Genomic DNA, 16,807 nt, shown 5'->3' with positions numbered 1-16,807 from the left:
GATCCTGGTCAGGTTTCAGGCGGGCTCTTGCTCTCCGGCATGGCTGATCAGCACTCCCGGAGCGCCTTCCTCAAGCTGCGCCCGGATATGATCCGGAATGGCCACCTTGGACATGCTCGATGACCGGATCATCACATCGGTGATGTCCGCATCGGCGATGAACTGGTCATCCCCGTAGCGATAAAACTCCAGATGCAGGGTGAACGACGTGTTGCCGATCCGACCGGTACGAATCCTCGCTTCCAGCACATCATCAAACCGGGCGGGCGCTTTCCAGTTCACCGTCAGGCTCACCACCTGGACGTCCAGATCCTGATCCAGCAGGCGCTGGTAATCACCGAACACGGCCCGAATGTATTCGTTAACGGAGATGTCCACGAAGTCCGCGTAGCGGGCGTTGAAGACGACGCCCTGGGCATCGCACTCGCCGTAGCGGACTCGGAAGCGGAATTTGAAGGGGGAGTTGTTGTTTTCGGTCATGGTTCACTAATACGGCTGAATGAGACTCAAGGCTAACCGATTCCCGAGATCATGCAACTTGGCCATCTCAGGACCTGCTGGTAACCTGGTTTACAACAATGCGGCACGAATTAGTAGTAAGGAAACTGTCCCATGCCCGATACGCTAGGCTATTACGACAACAACGCCGAAGCGTTTGTGGAGTCCACCTTTGAGGTGGCCATGGATAAGATCTATGGTGAGTTCCTGCATCTGATTCCCGACGGTGGTCATATACTCGATGCGGGCTGCGGGTCTGGCCGAGACGCACTTTTCTTCAAGACGAGGGGGTACCGTGTTTCGGCGTTTGATGGTTCAGCCGCGATTGCCGCTCTGGCTAGCCAGAAAACCGGGATAGAAGTTCAACACCGGCTTTTTTCGGATGTTAATGAGAGCCATGTCTATGATGGAATTTGGGCATGCGCCAGCTTATTGCACCTCCCTGCCATAGAAATTCCAGATGCTATCGTCGCCTTGTGGGAATCCCTGAAACCGGGCGGAAGTTTATACATGAGCTTCAAGATTGGCTCTGGTGAGCGTCAACAGGGTGGTCGTCATTTCACCGATGCGAATGAAGACCTGGCGCAGGATTGGACCAGGAATTTGCCAGGCCTGAAGTCTTGCCATATGTGGCGAACGGACGATCAGCGGCAGGATCATGACGAACAATGGTTGAATGTTTTGCTGACCAAGGAAACTGCGCCTCACCATCGTCTTACCACAGGCGGCAAACAGCACCATTTCTTGCCCAAGCTTTGTAAGGCCATTCAATCTGCCGACCAGGTAGATATGGCTGTGGCATTTGTGAAAACCACAGGCCTTAACCTGTTGTTCCCAGATTTGATTAGCGCACTGCAACGAGAGTCGGGCAGCGCGCGTCTTCGAATTCTTACCAGTGATTACCTGGACATAACTGATCCCGAGGCTTTAAGAAAGCTCATTCTTCTTCAGGAGCACGGTGCACAGGTCCGCGTATATCAGAGCCAAGGCAGCAGTTTTCACATGAAAGCCTACTTGTTTTCTGGACAAAGGGGATCTCAATCCTGGGGGCGAGCTTTTATCGGATCGAGCAATATCAGTGCTCAGGCGCTACAGGATGGGCTGGAGTGGAACTATCAGGTGGATTTCCCGCCAGATACTGGCTATCTCGAAGCGGTCAGTCGTTTCGAAGAGTTATTCCGGCATCCCAATGTTATTCCATTGACGGACCATTGGATTGATGACTATGCCGCCCGTCGGAGGCCCCCTCCTCAACCTGTTGCCCCTGGTAGCAATGAGCAGGAAGCGCCGCCGACTCCTAACCCGGTTCAAAAAGATGCTCTGAATGCATTGGCCCGGTCTCGGGAGGAGGGATATCGGAGAGGGCTTGTGGTATTGGCTACGGGGCTTGGGAAGACTTGGTTGTCTGCTTTCGACGCCGTACAGATGGGCGCCCGTCGAGTCCTTTTCGTGGCGCACAGAGAGGAAATTCTTTACCAGGCTGCAGAGACTTTCTTGCGTATTAAGCCGGAAAGTCGAGTAGGCTTCTACATGGGGAAACACCGCGATGTGGCGGTGGATATTCTCTGTGCTTCGGTCCAGACCTTGGGGAAGGGCGTTCACCTGGAGCGCTTTTCTCCGAGTCATTTTGATTACATAGTGGTGGACGAATTTCACCACGCGTCGGCGCCAATTTATCATCGCCTTCTTAGCTATTTTGCGCCCCAATTCCTGCTTGGATTGACGGCGACTCCTGATCGTACGGACCGTGCAGATATTCTGTCGTTATGCGACGACAACCTGGTTCATGAGTATCCGCTCTTTGATGGCGTGAAAGACCGGCATCTAGTGCCATTTCATTACTTTGGTATCTACGACGATACGGTCGATTATCAAGAAATTCCCTGGCGGAACGGCAAATTTGACCCAAATTTGCTGGCGCACAAGTTGGCAACCCTTGGCCGAGCACGCCACGCGCTGCGAGTCTGGCGTCAACACCGCCAATCCAGAACTCTGGCTTTTTGCGTCTCCCGGTTACATGCCGATTTCATGGCTGATCAATTCTCCAGGCAGGGTGTGGCGGCAGCTTCGGTTCATGGCGAATCAGACATGTCCCGTGGTGAGGCACTTGAACTCTTGCAGGATGGGCAACTCGAAATAGTATTTTCCGTCGACCTGTTCAACGAGGGGGTCGATTTGCCGGCGATTGATACTGTATTGCTGCTACGACCCACTGAGTCCAAAGTTCTCTTTCTTCAGCAGATCGGTCGGGGTCTACGCCGCTGCGAGGAAACGGGTAAACAGAAATTGGTGGTAATGGATTTTGTTGGCAACCACCAGAGTTTTCTTCACAAACCCCAAGCCCTAATGGGGCGGGCGATGAATCACCGCCAGTTAGCGGACTTTGCTCGCAAGGCCGAAGAGCACCGCCTGGAACTGCCTGATGGTTGCTTTATCAATTACGACCTGAAGGTGATCGAGTTCTTGAAAGGGCTGGATCAGAATGGCGCTGAGAAGGACTATCAGGCTCTTAGGGATACCTTGGGTAGAAGGCCCACACTGACCGAATATTATCACTTCGGAGCTAACCTCAAGCAGACCCGCAAGCAGCATGGCAGTTGGTTTGGCTTATTGCGGGATATGGATGATTTGGGAGAAACGGAAGTCGCCTTAATGGATAGCTTCAACCATTTTCTGGTTGAAGTTGAAAACACAGCTATGAGCAAATCTTTCAAAATGGTGCTTCTGGAGGCTTTCCAACAGCTTGGCGGTTGGAATGACGCTCCGCTGCTCCCGGAGTTGGCTCTTGAGTCCTGGAAGATTCTGAAACGCCGCCCAAAACTCTTTGCAGAAGTAGCGGACTCTGTTCGATTCACCGATGGCCGTTCGACCGAATGGCAACGCTACTGGAAGAAGAATCCAGTGGACCACTGGATCAATAAGAAACCGTCATTGTTTACGGTTGATGAAGACCGTTTGATCCCGAGTTTTAACGTTCCGGATGAGCTCCAGAATTCATTGCAGGAGATGGTTCAGGAATTGATTGATTACCGTCTAGCATCATACGAAGCCCGAATTGATGCTAAGTCAGGAGGCGTTACAGACGGAAATGTGGCACCAATCGAACCATCAGGAACTGAGCTTCCGTATTTTCCGTCACTCCGGATTGCTTGTGGCCACTTCCGCAACAGTCGCGCGGAACAGCCGGAGTACAGAAACTTGTCCGTTGTTCATGGACGGCTGGACCCCGGTCGGCATTTCATTGCACGTGCCTCCGGTAACTCTATGAATGGCGGTAAAAACCCGATAGAAGACGGCGACTACCTGCTGCTTGAGCGCATTAAACCATCGCATGCAGGCTCAAACAGGGGGAAAACTATCGCAATCGAGCGGATTGATGAATTCGGTGACACCCAGTACTTGCTGCGGAACATTGAGAAATCGGCAACAGGTGAATACGTTCTAAAAGCGGCTAACCCTGATTACGAAAACATCATTGTTACTCCTGAACTAATTGAGCAGTTTCATACCTTTGCGCGTCTCGAAGCTGTTATCGATCCGCTTGAGATGGCCGTTGGCGAGGAATTCTCGAGAGAAGAAATTCCTGAGCTTTTTGGTGCCACCTTCAATCCGGGTAATTGGCAAAGCGGTCATGTCTTTCTGCCGGAGCCCGGAGTCCACATACTGCTGGTGACCCTGAATAAACAGGGAAAAATTGAGCAACATCGATACGTTGATCACTGGATTGATGAGAAAACCTTTCATTGGCAAAGCCAGAGGTCAACGACACCTGAGAGTAAACGGGGACGAGAACTGATTAATCATCGAAAGTTGGGGTTCTCGATTCACCTGTTTGTTCGCGAGAACAAGCTACGCAACGGAAAAGGAGCGCCCTTTACTTATTACGGCCCGGTTGAATACCAAAGTCATGAAGGCAGTGCACCGATGAGCGTGGTATTCAAGCTCCAAGGGGGATAGCTTCGCTTGCCGTGGATGCTTTCGCATTCGGCGGCAGAAGCTATTACTGCCGCTCTTCCCAATAAAAAGGTTCCCTGTGAAGGTTCATAATGGCAAGAACGTAAATGTCGTTTCCGTTTTCAGCGTAAAGTATTCCGTATGGGAATCGTTTTACCAGAGAGCGCCTTACAGGCTCACGTATGAAGCTCCATGCTTTAGGATATTGAACGGCTCTGTCGATGGCTTCATAGGCTTCTCGGGCAAAGTCTAGGCCCAGGCCCGGCTGAATGGACTCGTAGTAGTCAACTGCCTCGTTAAGCTCCGCTTCCGCTGCGGGATGAAAGGTATATTCCATTACTGGTTCAGTCTTTTCCTGATTCTTTTGAAAACTTCCTCGCCAGGGATTGCTTCCACCTCACCGGACTCGAGCTCGGCAAGGCGACTCTGGGCTACCTCTGCCCACTTTTCGTCAATAGTGCTGTCAGTCGGGTTCAGACTTCTCAGAAGTGATTCCACAACTTGTGCGCGCTCCTCGACCGGCAAGGCGTTCGCTTCATCTATCAGTTCCTGAATACGCACGATGATCATCTCCTCAGCCAACATGGGCTATTCACCACTAGCCCCATATTAGCGGTTTAGGCACGATTTTTCGCCCTGATACACGGCACTGTTGATTGGTTAGATGACCTTCATTGACCGTGTGATACGACGAGCCGGGCAAAGCAGACAAAGGTTATGCAACGGAACCCGGCTAAGATTTCAGGTAACTCCGGAAACTCAAGGCCAAAGTATGTCCCACATTGCTCCCACGACCAAAAAAGATACACACATCTACATCACCGGCGGCGCCAGCGGCATCGGCCTCCAGCTCGCACGGGATTATGCGCGCTCTGGCTGCGCCGTTACCCTGTTTGATATCCAGTCCACGGAAAATGCGGTTACCGAACTTTCGGCCATCCCCGGCGCGGGTCCGGTGCGCGCCTTTCCCCTGGACGTCAGTGATGCCGCCTCCGTCCGGGAAGTGTTCGCCGAGGCTTCGGCAGAGCACGGGCCGGATGTGGTCATCCACTGCGCCGGTATCTGCATCGCGGCGCCTTTTGACGAGATTGGCGATGATGCCTACACCCGGCTGATTAACATCAACCTGCTTGGCTCCCGCCATGTGGCGGCGGGTGTGCTGCCGCATCTGAAGGCGGGCTCCCAACTGGTGTTTGTGGCTTCCATGGCCGGGCTGGTCGGGTGTTACGGGTATTCGGCCTACTGTGCTTCCAAATACGGTGTGGTTGGCCTGACGGAGGTGTTGCGTATCGAGTTGGCGCCCCGGGGTATTGATGTGTCTGTGGTCTGTCCGCCGGAGGTGGAGACGCCGCTGGTGGTGGAGGAGCGCAAGAGCCGGCCCAAACAGACCGAGTCGCTGAAGCTGATGGCCGGCACTTTGCCTGTGGAATTTGCGGTTGAGCAGATTCGCCGTGGGATCGATCAACGCCACTTCCTGATCATTCCTGGCAAGCGGGCCCGCAGCCTGTGGTTTACCAACAAGCTGCTGCCCGGATTCCTGACCCGCCGGCTGGCGGATTTTCTGGTCAGTCGCTGAGTTTTAGCCGAAGGCTTTGGTCAGGGCCTGGTTGAGATCCGCAATCAGGTCCTCGCTGTCTTCCAGTCCGATGGACAGCCGCAGCATGCCGTCGGTAATGCCCCGCTTGAGACGTTCCTCCGGGCTCAGGCCGTGGTGGCTGGTGGCGCAGGGTTGGCTGACGAGACTCTCCACGCCGCCGAGGCTGGTTGCCAGCAGGAAGAGGCGCAGGTTGTCTGCCACCGCGGTGGATGCTGCCCGGTCACCGTCCACCTCGATCGTGACCATGCCGCCAAAACCTTTCATCTGCCGGGCGGCCAGTTCGTGGTCGGCAAATCCGGGCAAGCCGGGGTAGAGCACACGGCGCACCTTCGGATGTTTTTCCATGGCCTGTGCCACCGCCATGGCGTTCTCGTTATGCTGGCGGATACGCACCGGCAGGGTGCGCAGGCTTCGTGAGAGCAGGGCAGCGGTTTCCGGGGCAAGCAGTTGCCCCAGGTTTTTACGCCAGGGCACAACCGCAGCCGCCAGCTCCGCCGAGGTCATGAGCGCGCCTGCGGTGAGGTCGGAATGGCCGCCCAGGTACTTGGTGGCGCTGTGCAACACCAGGTCGGCGCCCAGCTCCAGCGGTTGCTGGTTGATTGGGCTGGCAAAGGTGTTGTCCACCGCCACCAGGGCGCCATGTTGATGGGCGATCCGGGCGATGCCGGCGACGTCCAGAATGGCCAGGTTGGGGTTGGCGGGTGTCTCGAAATACACCAGCTTGCCCGGCTCACCCAGGGTGTTTGTCAGCTGGCCCACCTCTTCCTTGAAAAGGAAATGCACCGGAATGCCCAGTGCCTGGCAGTGATTGACCAGCAGCTCCTGGGTACCTCCGTACAGATCCCCCACGCACACAATGCCCTTGCGGCCATGGGCCAGCAGTGTCGCTGAAATGGCGGCCATGCCCGAGGCAAACGCCAGCGCGGCTTCTGCGTTCTCAAGCCGGGCCAGGCCTTGCTCCAGTTCCTCGATGCTCGGGTTGGTGCCCCAGCGGGTGTAGAGATGGCCCGGCGCACGGTCCTCGATCACGTCCAGCAGTGCTTCTGTGTTCTCGAACTGGTAGGTAGTAGTGTTGTAGACCGGTGAGTAGGGGCTGCCAAAGCTGTCCCGGTGATGGCGGTTGTGGATGATGCCTGTGGCGGGGCCCTGGGTGTTGTCCTGGCTCATTGCAGCTCCTGATAGTTGGGCTTGAACGGGAATTCTTACACGGGGATGCGTCCGCTGAAAGGTGCGGGCTTGATCTGGGTGGTGGAGATATGGATGCAAACCGGGCCGACGGGTAGACTTGCGCGTATTTCCCGAATACGTTCATTTACATGCAAAAAAATAGGAAACGTACTTTGGCTATCCGACTGACCGAATTCAGCCACGGCGCCGGCTGTGGCTGCAAGATTGCTCCCGATGTACTGGATCGCATCCTTCATACCGACACGCCCGAGTTCAAGGACCCGCGCCTGCTGGTAGGCAACAGCAGCCGTGATGACGCCGCCGTGGCGGACGTGGGTAATGGCCTCGGGGTGATCAGCACCACCGATTTCTTCATGCCGGTGGTGGATGATCCGTTCGATTTCGGGCGAATCGCCGCCGCCAATGCCATCAGCGATGTCTACGCCATGGGCGGCAAACCGGTGATGGCTATTGCCATCCTGGGCTGGCCGGTGAACGAGCTGGCGCCGGAGATTGCCGCCCAGGTGATCGATGGTGGCCGTGCCGTGTGCGCCGAGGCGGGAATTGCCCTGGCTGGTGGCCACAGCATCGATTCTCCGGAGCCCATCTTTGGTCTGGCGGTGACCGGCCAGGTGGCGGTGGATCGCATCATCCGCAATGACACGGCCAAAGCCGGAGACCTGCTGTACCTCACCAAGCCCCTGGGTGTGGGCATTCTCACCAGCGCTTCCAAGAAGGGCAAGGTCAGCGCCGAGGATCTTGAAGTTGCGGTAAAGAGCATGGCGACGCTGAACAACGTCGGTGAAGCCTTTGCCCAAGTGGACGGGGTCCATGCCATGACGGATGTAACCGGCTTCGGCCTGGCCGGGCATCTGCTGGAGATATGCCGTGGCAGTGGCCTGCGGGCAACCGTGAGCCGCAGTGCCATTCCAGTGTTGCCGAACCTGCAGCCCTATATCGATGCAGACTGTATTCCCGGTGGCACTCACCGCAACGCAGCCGCCTTTGGCAGAGCCATTGAGGGGATGACGGAAGCCGACAAACTGCTGTTCTGTGATCCCCAGACCAGCGGCGGCCTGATGGTCTGTGTGGCCGAGGAGAGTCGTGCGGCATTCGAAGCTGTGGCCCGGGAGCAGGGGCTGGAACTGTCACCGATGGGACGGCTGGAAGCGGCCGGCTCCGAAGAGCGCTTCGTGGTAATTGAGGACTGATGACCAAACACACGGATTGGAGCTGTTGATATGCCAGTGATGGTGCAGGCCCTGGTGCCGGTGTTCGTGCTGATCATGCTTGGGCACCTGTTCCGGCGTTGGGGCTTTCCCGGTGGTGACTTCTGGCCCCAGGCGGAGCGTTTCACCTATTACGTGCTGTTCCCGGCGATGCTGGTGTTCAAGCTCGGCCAGGCGCGACTGCCGCCGTCCGCCTATGGTGATATTGCCCTGCTGATCTTCTCCATGCTGCTGGCGATGACACTGGTGCTAGTGGTGGCGCAGCTTATCTGGCGCTGGAGCGGGCCGGTGTTCTCATCTGTTTACCAGGGCGCGATCCGGTTCAACTCCTACGTGGGCCTGGCCGCAGGTGGCATGCTGCTGGGGGATGACGGGCTGTCCCTGACGGCAATCGCCGTGGCGGTCATGGTGCCCACGCTGAACCTGCTGTGCATCCTGATGTTCACCCTGGTGGCGGATCAGGACAAGGTGCGGTTTGGTCAGGTGTTCAAGGCGATCGTTACCAACCCGCTGATTGTCGGCTCGGTGATCGGGGTGGTTTGGAGCTATTTCCAGATCGGTTTCCACCCTTTGCTGGCGGGAATCCTTCAGCCCCTGAGCAACCTGGCGTTGCCCATGGGCCTGATGACCGTGGGTGCCGGGTTGCAGCTGACTGCCCTGCGGGGCGCTTCCATGCCGTTTCTGGTGTCGTCGGTGCTGAAGCTACTGGCATTTCCGCTGATGGCGGCGGGCCTGGCGTGGATGCTGGGTATGGAAGGTCTGATGGTGCAGGTGGCGGTGTTGCTGGCAACGTTACCCACCGCCACTTCTGCTTATATCCTGGCCCGACAGCTGGGTGGCGATGCCCCCTTGATGGCGGGCATCATCAGTGGCCAGACCCTGCTGGCCATGGCCTCCATTCCGTTAATGCTGAGCATCCTCTGGTAGGCACTGGAGGATGGCATCGGCAATGGACTGCTGGAAATCGATGTAACCGGTTTCGGTAGCCTCGATGTCCATGGCCAGCGGATCCCAAGTGCTGAACGTCACGTCCAGGCCCTCGGTGATGGAGCGCCACCACTGGCGGTTGAACTGCGGTTCAGTCAGAAGGCACGGGTGTGTTGCTTCACGCAGTTTGTCCTGAACCTCGGCTACATGCCGCGCCCCGGGAGATAGCTCCGGATTGAGGGTCAGGATGCCTGCGAGCTCCAGCTCATAGTGTTCTGTGAAGCGGACGAGGGCGCTGTGATAGGCAAAGATGTCAATCTCCTTCGCCGGTGCCAGCTGTTCGCGAATAGCTGCTTCCCTCTCGGTCAGTGCCACCTCAAATGCGGCCAGCTTCTCGCTGATCGCATTCTGATCTGCACCTTCCTGCGCGGCCAGTGCCTTTGCAATATCCCGGGCCATCTCGAGACCCAGCATCGGGTCTACCCACAGATGCGGGTCCTCGCCTTCGCCATGGTCGTGACCATGGTCGTGTTCATGACCGTGCTCTTCATGCCCGCCCTCGTGGATCTCCTCACCGGAGAGGGCGATGGTGCGACCGTGGAACTCTTCGGCCGACAGCAGGCGGATGAGAAAAGTTTCCATATCCGGACCGACCCAGAACACCAGATCCGCATTCTCAAGGGCACCTCGCTGGGAGGGGCGCAGGGTGTAGTTGTGGGGGCTGGAGCCCGGTGGTACCAGGGTTGTCACCTGGACATCCCCGGGTGCGACCGCCCGCACCAGCAGTTCCAGTGGCTTGATCGAGGTGACCACGTTCACTTCGGCGTTTGCGGGCGCTGCTGTGAATACGGCGGCGCCAAGAAGTACGGGGGCAAGGGAACGACCTACGCGGGACAAGATCGACATTTTCGGTTTCCTGAATCTGTACTGGATGAAATGTTATAATATAACAAAATGGATCGGCCGCCAAGTGGGATGACCATGCGAAATCGTCGGAGGGCCGGTATAATGCCGGCTTTATCAAACGGCCACCGACATTTCAGGAAGGTTTATGACTGTACGTACCCGAATTGCTCCATCCCCCACCGGAGATCCACACGTTGGTACCGCCTACGTGGCCCTGTTTAACCTGTGTTTCGCCCGGCAGCACGGCGGGCAGTTCATCCTGCGGATTGAGGACACTGACCAGGCGCGCAGCACGGCGGAATCCGAGCGGGATATCCTGCAGGCCCTCCGTTGGCTGGGGCTGAACTGGGACGAAGGCCCCGATGTGGGTGGCCCCCACGGTCCCTATCGCCAGTCCGAGCGCAAGCACATGTATGCCCAGTATGCCGAGGATCTGGTAACGGCCGGTCACGCCTTTTACTGTTTCCGGACTCCGGAAGAGCTGGATGCGATCCGTGAGGAGCGTAAGGCCAAGGGGATGAATCCGGGTATCAAGGGCGACCTGGAGCTGTCGGATGAAGAGGTCAAGCGTCGCCTCGACGCCGGGGAGAAGTACGTCATTCGTATGAAAGTGCCGGATGAGGGCATCTGTGAAATCGACGACATGCTGCGCGGCACCATCGAGATCGACTGGAGCCAGGTGGATTGCCAGATTCTGCTGAAGTCCGACGGCATGCCCACCTATCACCTGGCGAATGTGGTGGATGACTATCTGATGGGGATCACCCATGTCCTCCGTGGCGAGGAATGGATCAACTCCGCGCCCAAGCACAAGTTGCTGTATCAGTATTTCGGCTGGGAAATGCCGGTACTGTGCCACCTGCCGCTACTGCGTAACCCGGACAAGAGCAAACTGTCCAAGCGCAAGAACCCCACCAGCATCAATTTCTATGAGCGCATGGGTTTTCTGCCGGAGGCGGTGACCAACTACCTGGGCCGCATGGGCTGGTCCATGCCCGACGAGCGGGAGAAGTTTACTCTCGATGAGATGATCGAGAACTTCGACATCCAGCGCGTCTCCCTCGGTGGTCCAGTGTTTGATGTGGAGAAACTGCGCTGGCTGAATGGCCAGTGGCTGCGGGAAGAGCTGAACGATGAGCAGTTCATGGAGCGCATGCGCCAGTGGTGGTTCAACGAGGACGACCTGAAGGCTCTGGTGCCGCACGTGAAGGGCAGGGCTGAGGTGTTTTCTGACGTGGTGCCCATGGCCCAGTTCATGTTCTCCGGCATGCTCAACCTGACCCCGGAAGACTTCGCCCACAACAAGCTGGAAGAAGCGCAGATCAAGCGGGTGTTGCAGTTTACCCTGTGGAAGCTGGAAGCCGAGCGCCATTGGAGCAAGGAAAACATCTTTGCCGACATCAAGGGGCTGGCCAAGGCCATGGAGCTGAAGATGGGTGATTTCATGTTCCCGGTATTCGTGGCGATTGCCGGTACGCCGAATTCCTGGTCGGTGATGGATTCCATGGCCCTGCTCGGACCGGACATGACCCGTTCGCGGTTGCGCCATGCCCTGGAGGTTCTGGGAGGTTTCTCCAAGAAAGAAACCAAGAAAGTGGAGAAAGAATACGCCGCATTGGGTGTGTAATAACCGGTTTGGTGAAGAAGTAATCGATCTGGACAGGGACGTTCAGAAAACTGAAAAAAAAGTGTTTTTAAGTGTTGACGCCACCCGGGTGGATCCTTAATATACGCAGCCGTTGAGGGGCCATAGCTCAGCTGGGAGAGCGCCTGCCTTGCACGCAGGAGGTCGGCGGTTCGATCCCGCCTGGCTCCACCAATTTCTAGTCCCCTTCGTCTAGTGGCCTAGGACTCCGCCCTTTCACGGCGGCAACAGGGGTTCGAACCCCCTAGGGGACGCCAATTTGGTTTCACGGTTTAGTCCACCGGGAAGCCAGCAGAGAAACCGCCTTCGGGCGGTTTTTTTGTGTCTGGGTGAAAGTGAAAATGGGGTCAGATGAAAGCTTTCATCTGACCCCGTCGTGGCGCCATGCCCCCGAGTTACCGGCTCAACGCTCGGCAATCGCCCCTTTGCCCACCCCCTCATACGCCTTCACCCGAATCGCATCCGTCGGAAACTCCACCTTCAGCTTTTCCGCCATATGCGCGGCAATCAGTTCGACGGTGGTGTCGGTATCCAGCATATACACCCGTTCCTCGGGCAGGGTGAGGGCGAATTCGCCCTGGTTGGCTTCGTACTCGAAGGTCACGTAGCGAACGCCATCTGCCCCGACGTGGCGGCGAACTACGTCCTCCTCGGATCCCACGTAGATGTCCCTCCACAGGGTGGCCCAGCGGCGTTCCAGGTCGTAGTCCCGGTGGCCGTTGCGGTCGATGCGGATCGGGGAGCGGTGGCCATGGGCGATGCGCTGGCAGTTGCCCAGGTGTTTTTTCAGGCCGTGGACGTAGTGGTAGTAGGCACCTTCGATCACTTCCTCGCGCAGGTTGATGGTCACGGAGGTAACATTGGCCGGCAACACCTCCATCAGTTCATGCTCCAGCAGGCGGGCCACAGCGGAGGGCACCACGTGCTCGGCGGAGAGCCAGACGACAGCCTCATCCGGGGAACGGTGCACGATCTGGCTGCCATCGGTGAGCTTCCAGGTGAAGGTATCCGGCTGGTCTTCGTTCCAGATCAGGCCCTGGTAACCACGGGGGATCACCAGACGATGGTCGACGCGCTCGTCGATCACGCGCTTGATGGTGCGCTTGACGTTGCTGAAGTCGAACACCATGCCCTGTTCGTCCAGTTCCCCGCCGAGTACCACGTCGGCAATCCAGCTCTCGCCCACCAGCCCGCGGGTGGCGTCCAGGTAGGCGAAATCGATGACGGTAAGGTTGTCGACAAACAGGTGATTCATCGGGAGTCCGGAGGGTATGATTGAGTGATGGGCGAATTCTAGCAAAAATCAGCAGTTCCGGCAGTGTGCCGGTGCTTTCCTGCCATTGGATATTGCTATCGGGGTGCTTATCAGAAGGTTCAGTTCTCATCCGGACGAATCCGGTTTTGCCGTGATTGTGCTGGCAGCCGGTGCATCAACCCGCCTGGGGCGTCCCAAGGCCCTGCTCAAACTGCCGGATGGCGGTACTCTTCTGGATCAGGCGTTGCGCCAGGCCCGGCTGCTCAGCCGGGATGTACGCGTGGTTACCGGCGCCTGGTACCCGCTGATCCGGTTTCGCTGCCATCTCCAGCCCTCGGTCTGGTTGCCTTGCGAACAATGGGCTCAGGGTTTGTCGGCGTCGCTGGCAACAGGCATCGAGAGTCTGGGGCCGCAGGTGAAGGGAGCGTTTGTGCTGGTGGCAGACCAGCCGTTGCTGGATCCGGAGGCCTTGCGGGCCATGGGGCAGGCGGCGCGGCAGGTACCAGGCCAGCCGATGGCGGCCGATTACGGCTGCAGAGCCGGTGTCCCGGCGTATCTGCCTCGCTGGCTATGGCCGGAGGTGATGGCCCTGGAAGGGGATCGGGGTGCCGGCAGGCTGCTCACGGAGGTTGGCGCTACCCTGGTGCCCGTTGAGGGCATTCATGACGATGTCGACACGCCTTCGGACTGGCGGCGCATCCGCGCCCGGTTCAGCCAAACAGACCGGACAGCCAGGCAATACCGACGCTGAAGATGCCGAGGCTGACTGCCAGGCCCAGGGTATAGACCCGGGAGTTGGCGGCGCGCTGCTGGGCAACGAACAGGTCAATGGTGCGCTGGGCAATGTCTTCCGAGGTTTCCCGCGAGATTTCATGGGCCTGCTGGATCGCCTCCGACTGCAGCGTTTGCCAGAACTCGGTGTCGATGGTCTGTACGCTGGTGATGTGATCCTTGAGCTCGTCCATGTGCTCATTGGTGAAGCCCGACTGACGCTTGAGGTCCCGTTTCAGGTCGGCCAGCTCGCGCGCAAGGTTCAGGTTTACCTCCGCGGCCACATCATCCCGCAGGTGCCGGGTGCGCTGTTCGATCAGTTCCGAGAGGTCGCCCAGCCGCTCCTCGATGGCAGCTTCCTGTTTGCTCCGGGTCTCATCCAGGGCGCGCCTCATATGATCAAACTGCTCATCGAACAGGTCGCTCAGCAGTTCATGGAGGCGGTTGTTGATGTGGGTCTTCACCGCCGAGCGGGCGATCTGTTCGATCAGTTCACTGGTGAGCGGCACCACGTTGGATGAGGCGTGGCCATTGGTCGTCGGTTCCTGCTCAGGCTCGGATTTCGGAGCGAGTTGCACCGACGCGTCTTCGGGAACACTCAGAACCTCGCGATCCGCTTCCTGCGGAATCTCCGTGAATGTTGGCTCTGGGAGAGTGCCGTTGCTGACGTCGCTGGCCAGCTGGTCGAGAACCTCGCCAAGGCCGTCGGTCTGGGGCGGCTTGGTCAGGATGTTGTAGACCCCGAAGTTTTTCGCTTCCTCGGTAAAGGAAGGGGATTTCCTCGAGGTGCACATGATAATCGGGATGTCCGCGGTGTCCGGGTTGCCCTTGATGGCGCGGGTGGCTTCCACGCCGTTCATGCCGGGCATCAGGTGGTCCATGAAAATCACGTCCGGGCGCTCATGGCTGTTCAGGAAGTCCAGGGCCTCCTCCGCCGAGCCAGCCATGTTGACCTGCATGTCCCGGCTTTCCAGCAGTTTGCTCAGGGCAAACCGGGCTACCTTGGAGTCATCTACCAGCAGAGCGTTCTTGATCGACATGGTCACTACCTCAACCTGTTACTGCGAGTGCGTGGGTTACCGGGCCGGGATTTACCAGCCTTCCAGTTGCGGGCACTGGGTGGCCCGATAGCTCTTCTCCCGATAACACACACCGGGTTCCGTGGTGCGGGCAGTGAATACCTCACCGGCCGCGGTGGTCAGACGAACCTGTCCATAGGGTTCGCCGTGGCGGAAGGTGGCCTCGATCGAGCTGCCGTTGGGATTGCGCAACAGACCCTTGCCGTGAAAAGTGCCTTCCATGTATTGCCCTTCGTATTTCTTGCCGTCGGCAAAGATCTCGGCGCCCGAGCCGTGGAATTCACCGTTGGAAAACTCGCCCTCGTAGGCGCGGCCGTCGGGGTAGGTCAGGGCGCCGGTGCCGTGGAATTCATTGTTGCGGAAACCGCCGACATACAGCATGCCGTCGGCGGTGGTCAGGGAGCCATGGCCGTTGAGCAGACCCTCAGCCCATTGGCCGGTGAGGATGTCCCCGTTGGCGCGGGTCAGTGTGCCCTTGCCATGGAACTGGCCGTCGATGAAATGGCCTTCGTAGCGCAGCCCGTCCTGGTCCTGGTAGGTGCCGTCGCCGGTCCTGACCCCGCCGACCCAGGTCCCGTTGCGGTAATTGACGGTGGTATAGGCCTTCAGTTTGCCGACCAGGGTCATTTCGTCCCCGGCTTCCAGGGCAACCGTCTGTTGCCAGGATTGGTAGCCGGGCTTGCTGATGGTGACGTCGTATTCGCCGGGCTGGAGCTCCAGATCGAGACGGGTAGCTCCGTACTCTTTGCCATTGATGGTGACCTGATCGCCAATGACATTGGAGCGCAGCACCATCAGGCCGGTGGTGGGCTCAGGTTTCGGTTCTGGTTCTGGTTTTACCGCTGGTTCCGCCATCGCCGTTGTTTGAGTGTTTTCGGGCATGGGCGGAATGCTGAAAGGCTCGGCCACGGGAATTGCTGCCGGCGCCGGTTTCGCGGGCGCCTGCTTCGGCGGTTCCTGTGTTTTGTCGGGCTCGGCGGGCTCGGCGGGTTCGGGGGCGTGGATAACCGCCGTCTCAATGGTTTCGGAAGACGTGGATGAGCGTTGCAGTTCCAGCAAGCTGCGGTCATTACCAACCGAGGCGAAGCCGGCGGTCACCAGTAGCATCAGCGCCAGCGCATTAATGAACAGCAGTGGTCTGAAATCGACCATGGAGGAACCTCTTGATCCTGTCTTACCGAATCCTGATTACCTCCTGATCTTAACCACTGACTGCAACGTTATGTAACAGAAAGTGACTGAAGTTATCGAGAATGCCGGCCAAATCACACTTTGTCCGGAAGCTGGTCATGGTTGAGCTGTTCCCATGATCTCATGTAGACGTCGGCTTCGTATTCATAGGGCGAGCGGAACGGGGTCAGGACGAAGTCGAAGACCAGGAAAAAGAAACCGATGGAAGCCCAGGCGATCAGAACGGTGCTGATGGTGGTGGCCTGGATCTCCGGGTTGGAATTGACGAAATCCTGCAGCAGGGGAATCAGATCGGCGGCCATGACCACGGGATTGAAGCTCGACAGTACAAAGGGAACCCAGAAGGCGATCATGATCGGGAAGAAGCCGAACGACCACAGTAATCTTCGCAACAGGTAGATGCCGACTTCCCGCCAGAACCTGTTGCGGATCTCCGGCACCTTGCGAATACGCTCGATGTAACGGCGCCGCTCCGCCCAGTAGGCGGCGACTTCCGGGGCCTCGAGGGTTGTGGTTTCTTCAGCAGACTTGGTCATGGCTTGCAGGGCTACCTTATCGCTACGGGACTGTGCATGATAATCGATACTA

The 16,807-nt window shown here is 57.9% G+C and carries 15 protein-coding genes and 2 tRNA genes; 8 read left to right on the top strand and 9 right to left on the bottom strand.

Annotated features, from left to right (window positions below; all coding sequences use genetic code 11):
* Nucleotides 1-15: 15 nt before the first annotated feature.
* The gene (locus BM254_RS06150; RefSeq protein WP_092000255.1) at nucleotides 16-480 is read right to left on the bottom strand and encodes an acyl-CoA thioesterase; all 465 of its coding nucleotides are present in this window, start codon (nucleotides 478-480) and stop codon (nucleotides 16-18) included.
* 132 nt (nucleotides 481-612) lie between these two features.
* Between BM254_RS06150 and BM254_RS06145 the strand changes: the two genes are divergently transcribed.
* Entirely contained in the window at nucleotides 613-4,455 is a 3,843-nt protein-coding gene (locus BM254_RS06145) for a DUF3427 domain-containing protein (protein ID WP_092000252.1), read from the top strand.
* Nucleotides 4,456-4,498: 43 nt separating this feature from the next.
* Here BM254_RS06145 and BM254_RS06140 read toward each other — a convergent pair whose 3' ends face one another.
* Nucleotides 4,499-4,789: a type II toxin-antitoxin system RelE/ParE family toxin gene (locus BM254_RS06140; RefSeq protein WP_092000250.1), complete on the bottom strand. Its 291-nt coding sequence runs from the start codon at nucleotides 4,787-4,789 to the stop codon at nucleotides 4,499-4,501.
* The gene (locus BM254_RS06135) at nucleotides 4,789-5,037 is read right to left on the bottom strand and encodes an addiction module protein (RefSeq protein WP_245777378.1); all 249 of its coding nucleotides are present in this window, start codon (nucleotides 5,035-5,037) and stop codon (nucleotides 4,789-4,791) included. The genes BM254_RS06140 and BM254_RS06135 overlap by 1 nt, the downstream gene beginning before the upstream one ends.
* Before the next feature lie 187 nt (nucleotides 5,038-5,224).
* Between BM254_RS06135 and BM254_RS06130 the strand changes: the two genes are divergently transcribed.
* Entirely contained in the window at nucleotides 5,225-6,028 is an 804-nt protein-coding gene (locus tag BM254_RS06130) for an SDR family oxidoreductase (RefSeq protein ID WP_092000247.1), read from the top strand.
* Nucleotides 6,029-6,031: 3 nt separating this feature from the next.
* On the opposite strand, the gene BM254_RS06125 is transcribed toward BM254_RS06130, so the two are convergent.
* Nucleotides 6,032-7,216: a trans-sulfuration enzyme family protein gene (locus BM254_RS06125; RefSeq protein WP_092000243.1), complete on the bottom strand. Its 1,185-nt coding sequence runs from the start codon at nucleotides 7,214-7,216 to the stop codon at nucleotides 6,032-6,034.
* 173 nt (nucleotides 7,217-7,389) lie between these two features.
* On the opposite strand from BM254_RS06125, the gene selD reads away from it, so the two are divergent.
* Nucleotides 7,390-8,427 carry a selenide, water dikinase SelD gene (selD, locus tag BM254_RS06120; RefSeq protein WP_245777377.1) on the top strand — a complete coding sequence of 346 codons (1,038 nt, stop codon included), beginning with the start codon at nucleotides 7,390-7,392 and terminating at the stop codon, nucleotides 8,425-8,427.
* Between the two features lie 30 nt (nucleotides 8,428-8,457).
* Complete coding sequence (locus BM254_RS06115) at nucleotides 8,458-9,372, top strand: AEC family transporter (RefSeq protein WP_092000236.1); 915 nt, start codon at nucleotides 8,458-8,460, stop codon at nucleotides 9,370-9,372.
* Here the strand turns inward: BM254_RS06115 and BM254_RS06110 are convergent.
* Nucleotides 9,349-10,278, bottom strand: coding sequence for a zinc ABC transporter substrate-binding protein (locus BM254_RS06110; RefSeq protein WP_092000234.1), 930 nt, complete (start codon nucleotides 10,276-10,278; stop codon nucleotides 9,349-9,351). The genes BM254_RS06115 and BM254_RS06110 overlap by 24 nt on opposite strands.
* Nucleotides 10,279-10,423: 145 nt before the next feature.
* Here BM254_RS06110 and gltX point away from each other — a divergent pair, with 145 nt between their 5' ends.
* The 3 genes from gltX (at nucleotide 10,424) to BM254_RS06095 (ending at nucleotide 12,180) form a co-directional block, all read left to right on the top strand.
* Nucleotides 10,424-11,905 (top strand): glutamate--tRNA ligase, encoded by a 1,482-nt coding sequence (gene gltX / locus BM254_RS06105; protein ID WP_092000217.1) that lies wholly within the window; start codon nucleotides 10,424-10,426, stop codon nucleotides 11,903-11,905.
* 116 nt (nucleotides 11,906-12,021) lie between these two features.
* Nucleotides 12,022-12,097, top strand: a tRNA-Ala gene (locus tag BM254_RS06100).
* 7 nt (nucleotides 12,098-12,104) lie between these two features.
* Nucleotides 12,105-12,180, top strand: a tRNA-Glu gene (locus tag BM254_RS06095).
* A 146-nt stretch (nucleotides 12,181-12,326) separates the two neighbouring features.
* Here BM254_RS06095 and BM254_RS06090 read toward each other — a convergent pair.
* Nucleotides 12,327-13,178 carry a 6-carboxytetrahydropterin synthase gene (locus BM254_RS06090; RefSeq protein WP_092000213.1) on the bottom strand — a complete coding sequence of 284 codons (852 nt, stop codon included), beginning with the start codon at nucleotides 13,176-13,178 and terminating at the stop codon, nucleotides 12,327-12,329.
* A 103-nt stretch (nucleotides 13,179-13,281) separates the two neighbouring features.
* Here BM254_RS06090 and BM254_RS06085 point away from each other — a divergent pair, with 103 nt between their 5' ends.
* Nucleotides 13,282-13,929: a nucleotidyltransferase family protein gene (locus BM254_RS06085; RefSeq protein WP_245777376.1), complete on the top strand. Its 648-nt coding sequence runs from the start codon at nucleotides 13,282-13,284 to the stop codon at nucleotides 13,927-13,929.
* Here the strand turns inward: BM254_RS06085 and BM254_RS06080 are convergent.
* The 3 genes from BM254_RS06080 to BM254_RS06070 form a co-directional block, all read right to left on the bottom strand.
* On the bottom strand, nucleotides 13,889-14,989 hold the full coding sequence (locus tag BM254_RS06080) for a response regulator (RefSeq protein ID WP_092000778.1): 1,101 nt from the start codon (nucleotides 14,987-14,989) through the stop codon (nucleotides 13,889-13,891). The two genes, BM254_RS06085 and BM254_RS06080, sit on opposite strands and share 41 nt — an antisense overlap.
* Before the next feature lie 51 nt (nucleotides 14,990-15,040).
* The gene (locus BM254_RS06075) at nucleotides 15,041-16,180 is read right to left on the bottom strand and encodes an MORN repeat-containing protein (protein WP_092000206.1); all 1,140 of its coding nucleotides are present in this window, start codon (nucleotides 16,178-16,180) and stop codon (nucleotides 15,041-15,043) included.
* Between the two features lie 113 nt (nucleotides 16,181-16,293).
* Entirely contained in the window at nucleotides 16,294-16,755 is a 462-nt protein-coding gene (locus BM254_RS06070; protein WP_092000203.1) for a hypothetical protein, read from the bottom strand.
* Nucleotides 16,756-16,807: the final 52 nt, after the last annotated feature.

It is taken from the genome of Marinobacter pelagius (genome assembly GCF_900114925.1).
GTDB lineage: Bacteria > Pseudomonadota > Gammaproteobacteria > Pseudomonadales > Oleiphilaceae > Marinobacter > Marinobacter pelagius.
This window is presented reverse-complemented; position numbering and strand designations above follow the sequence as displayed.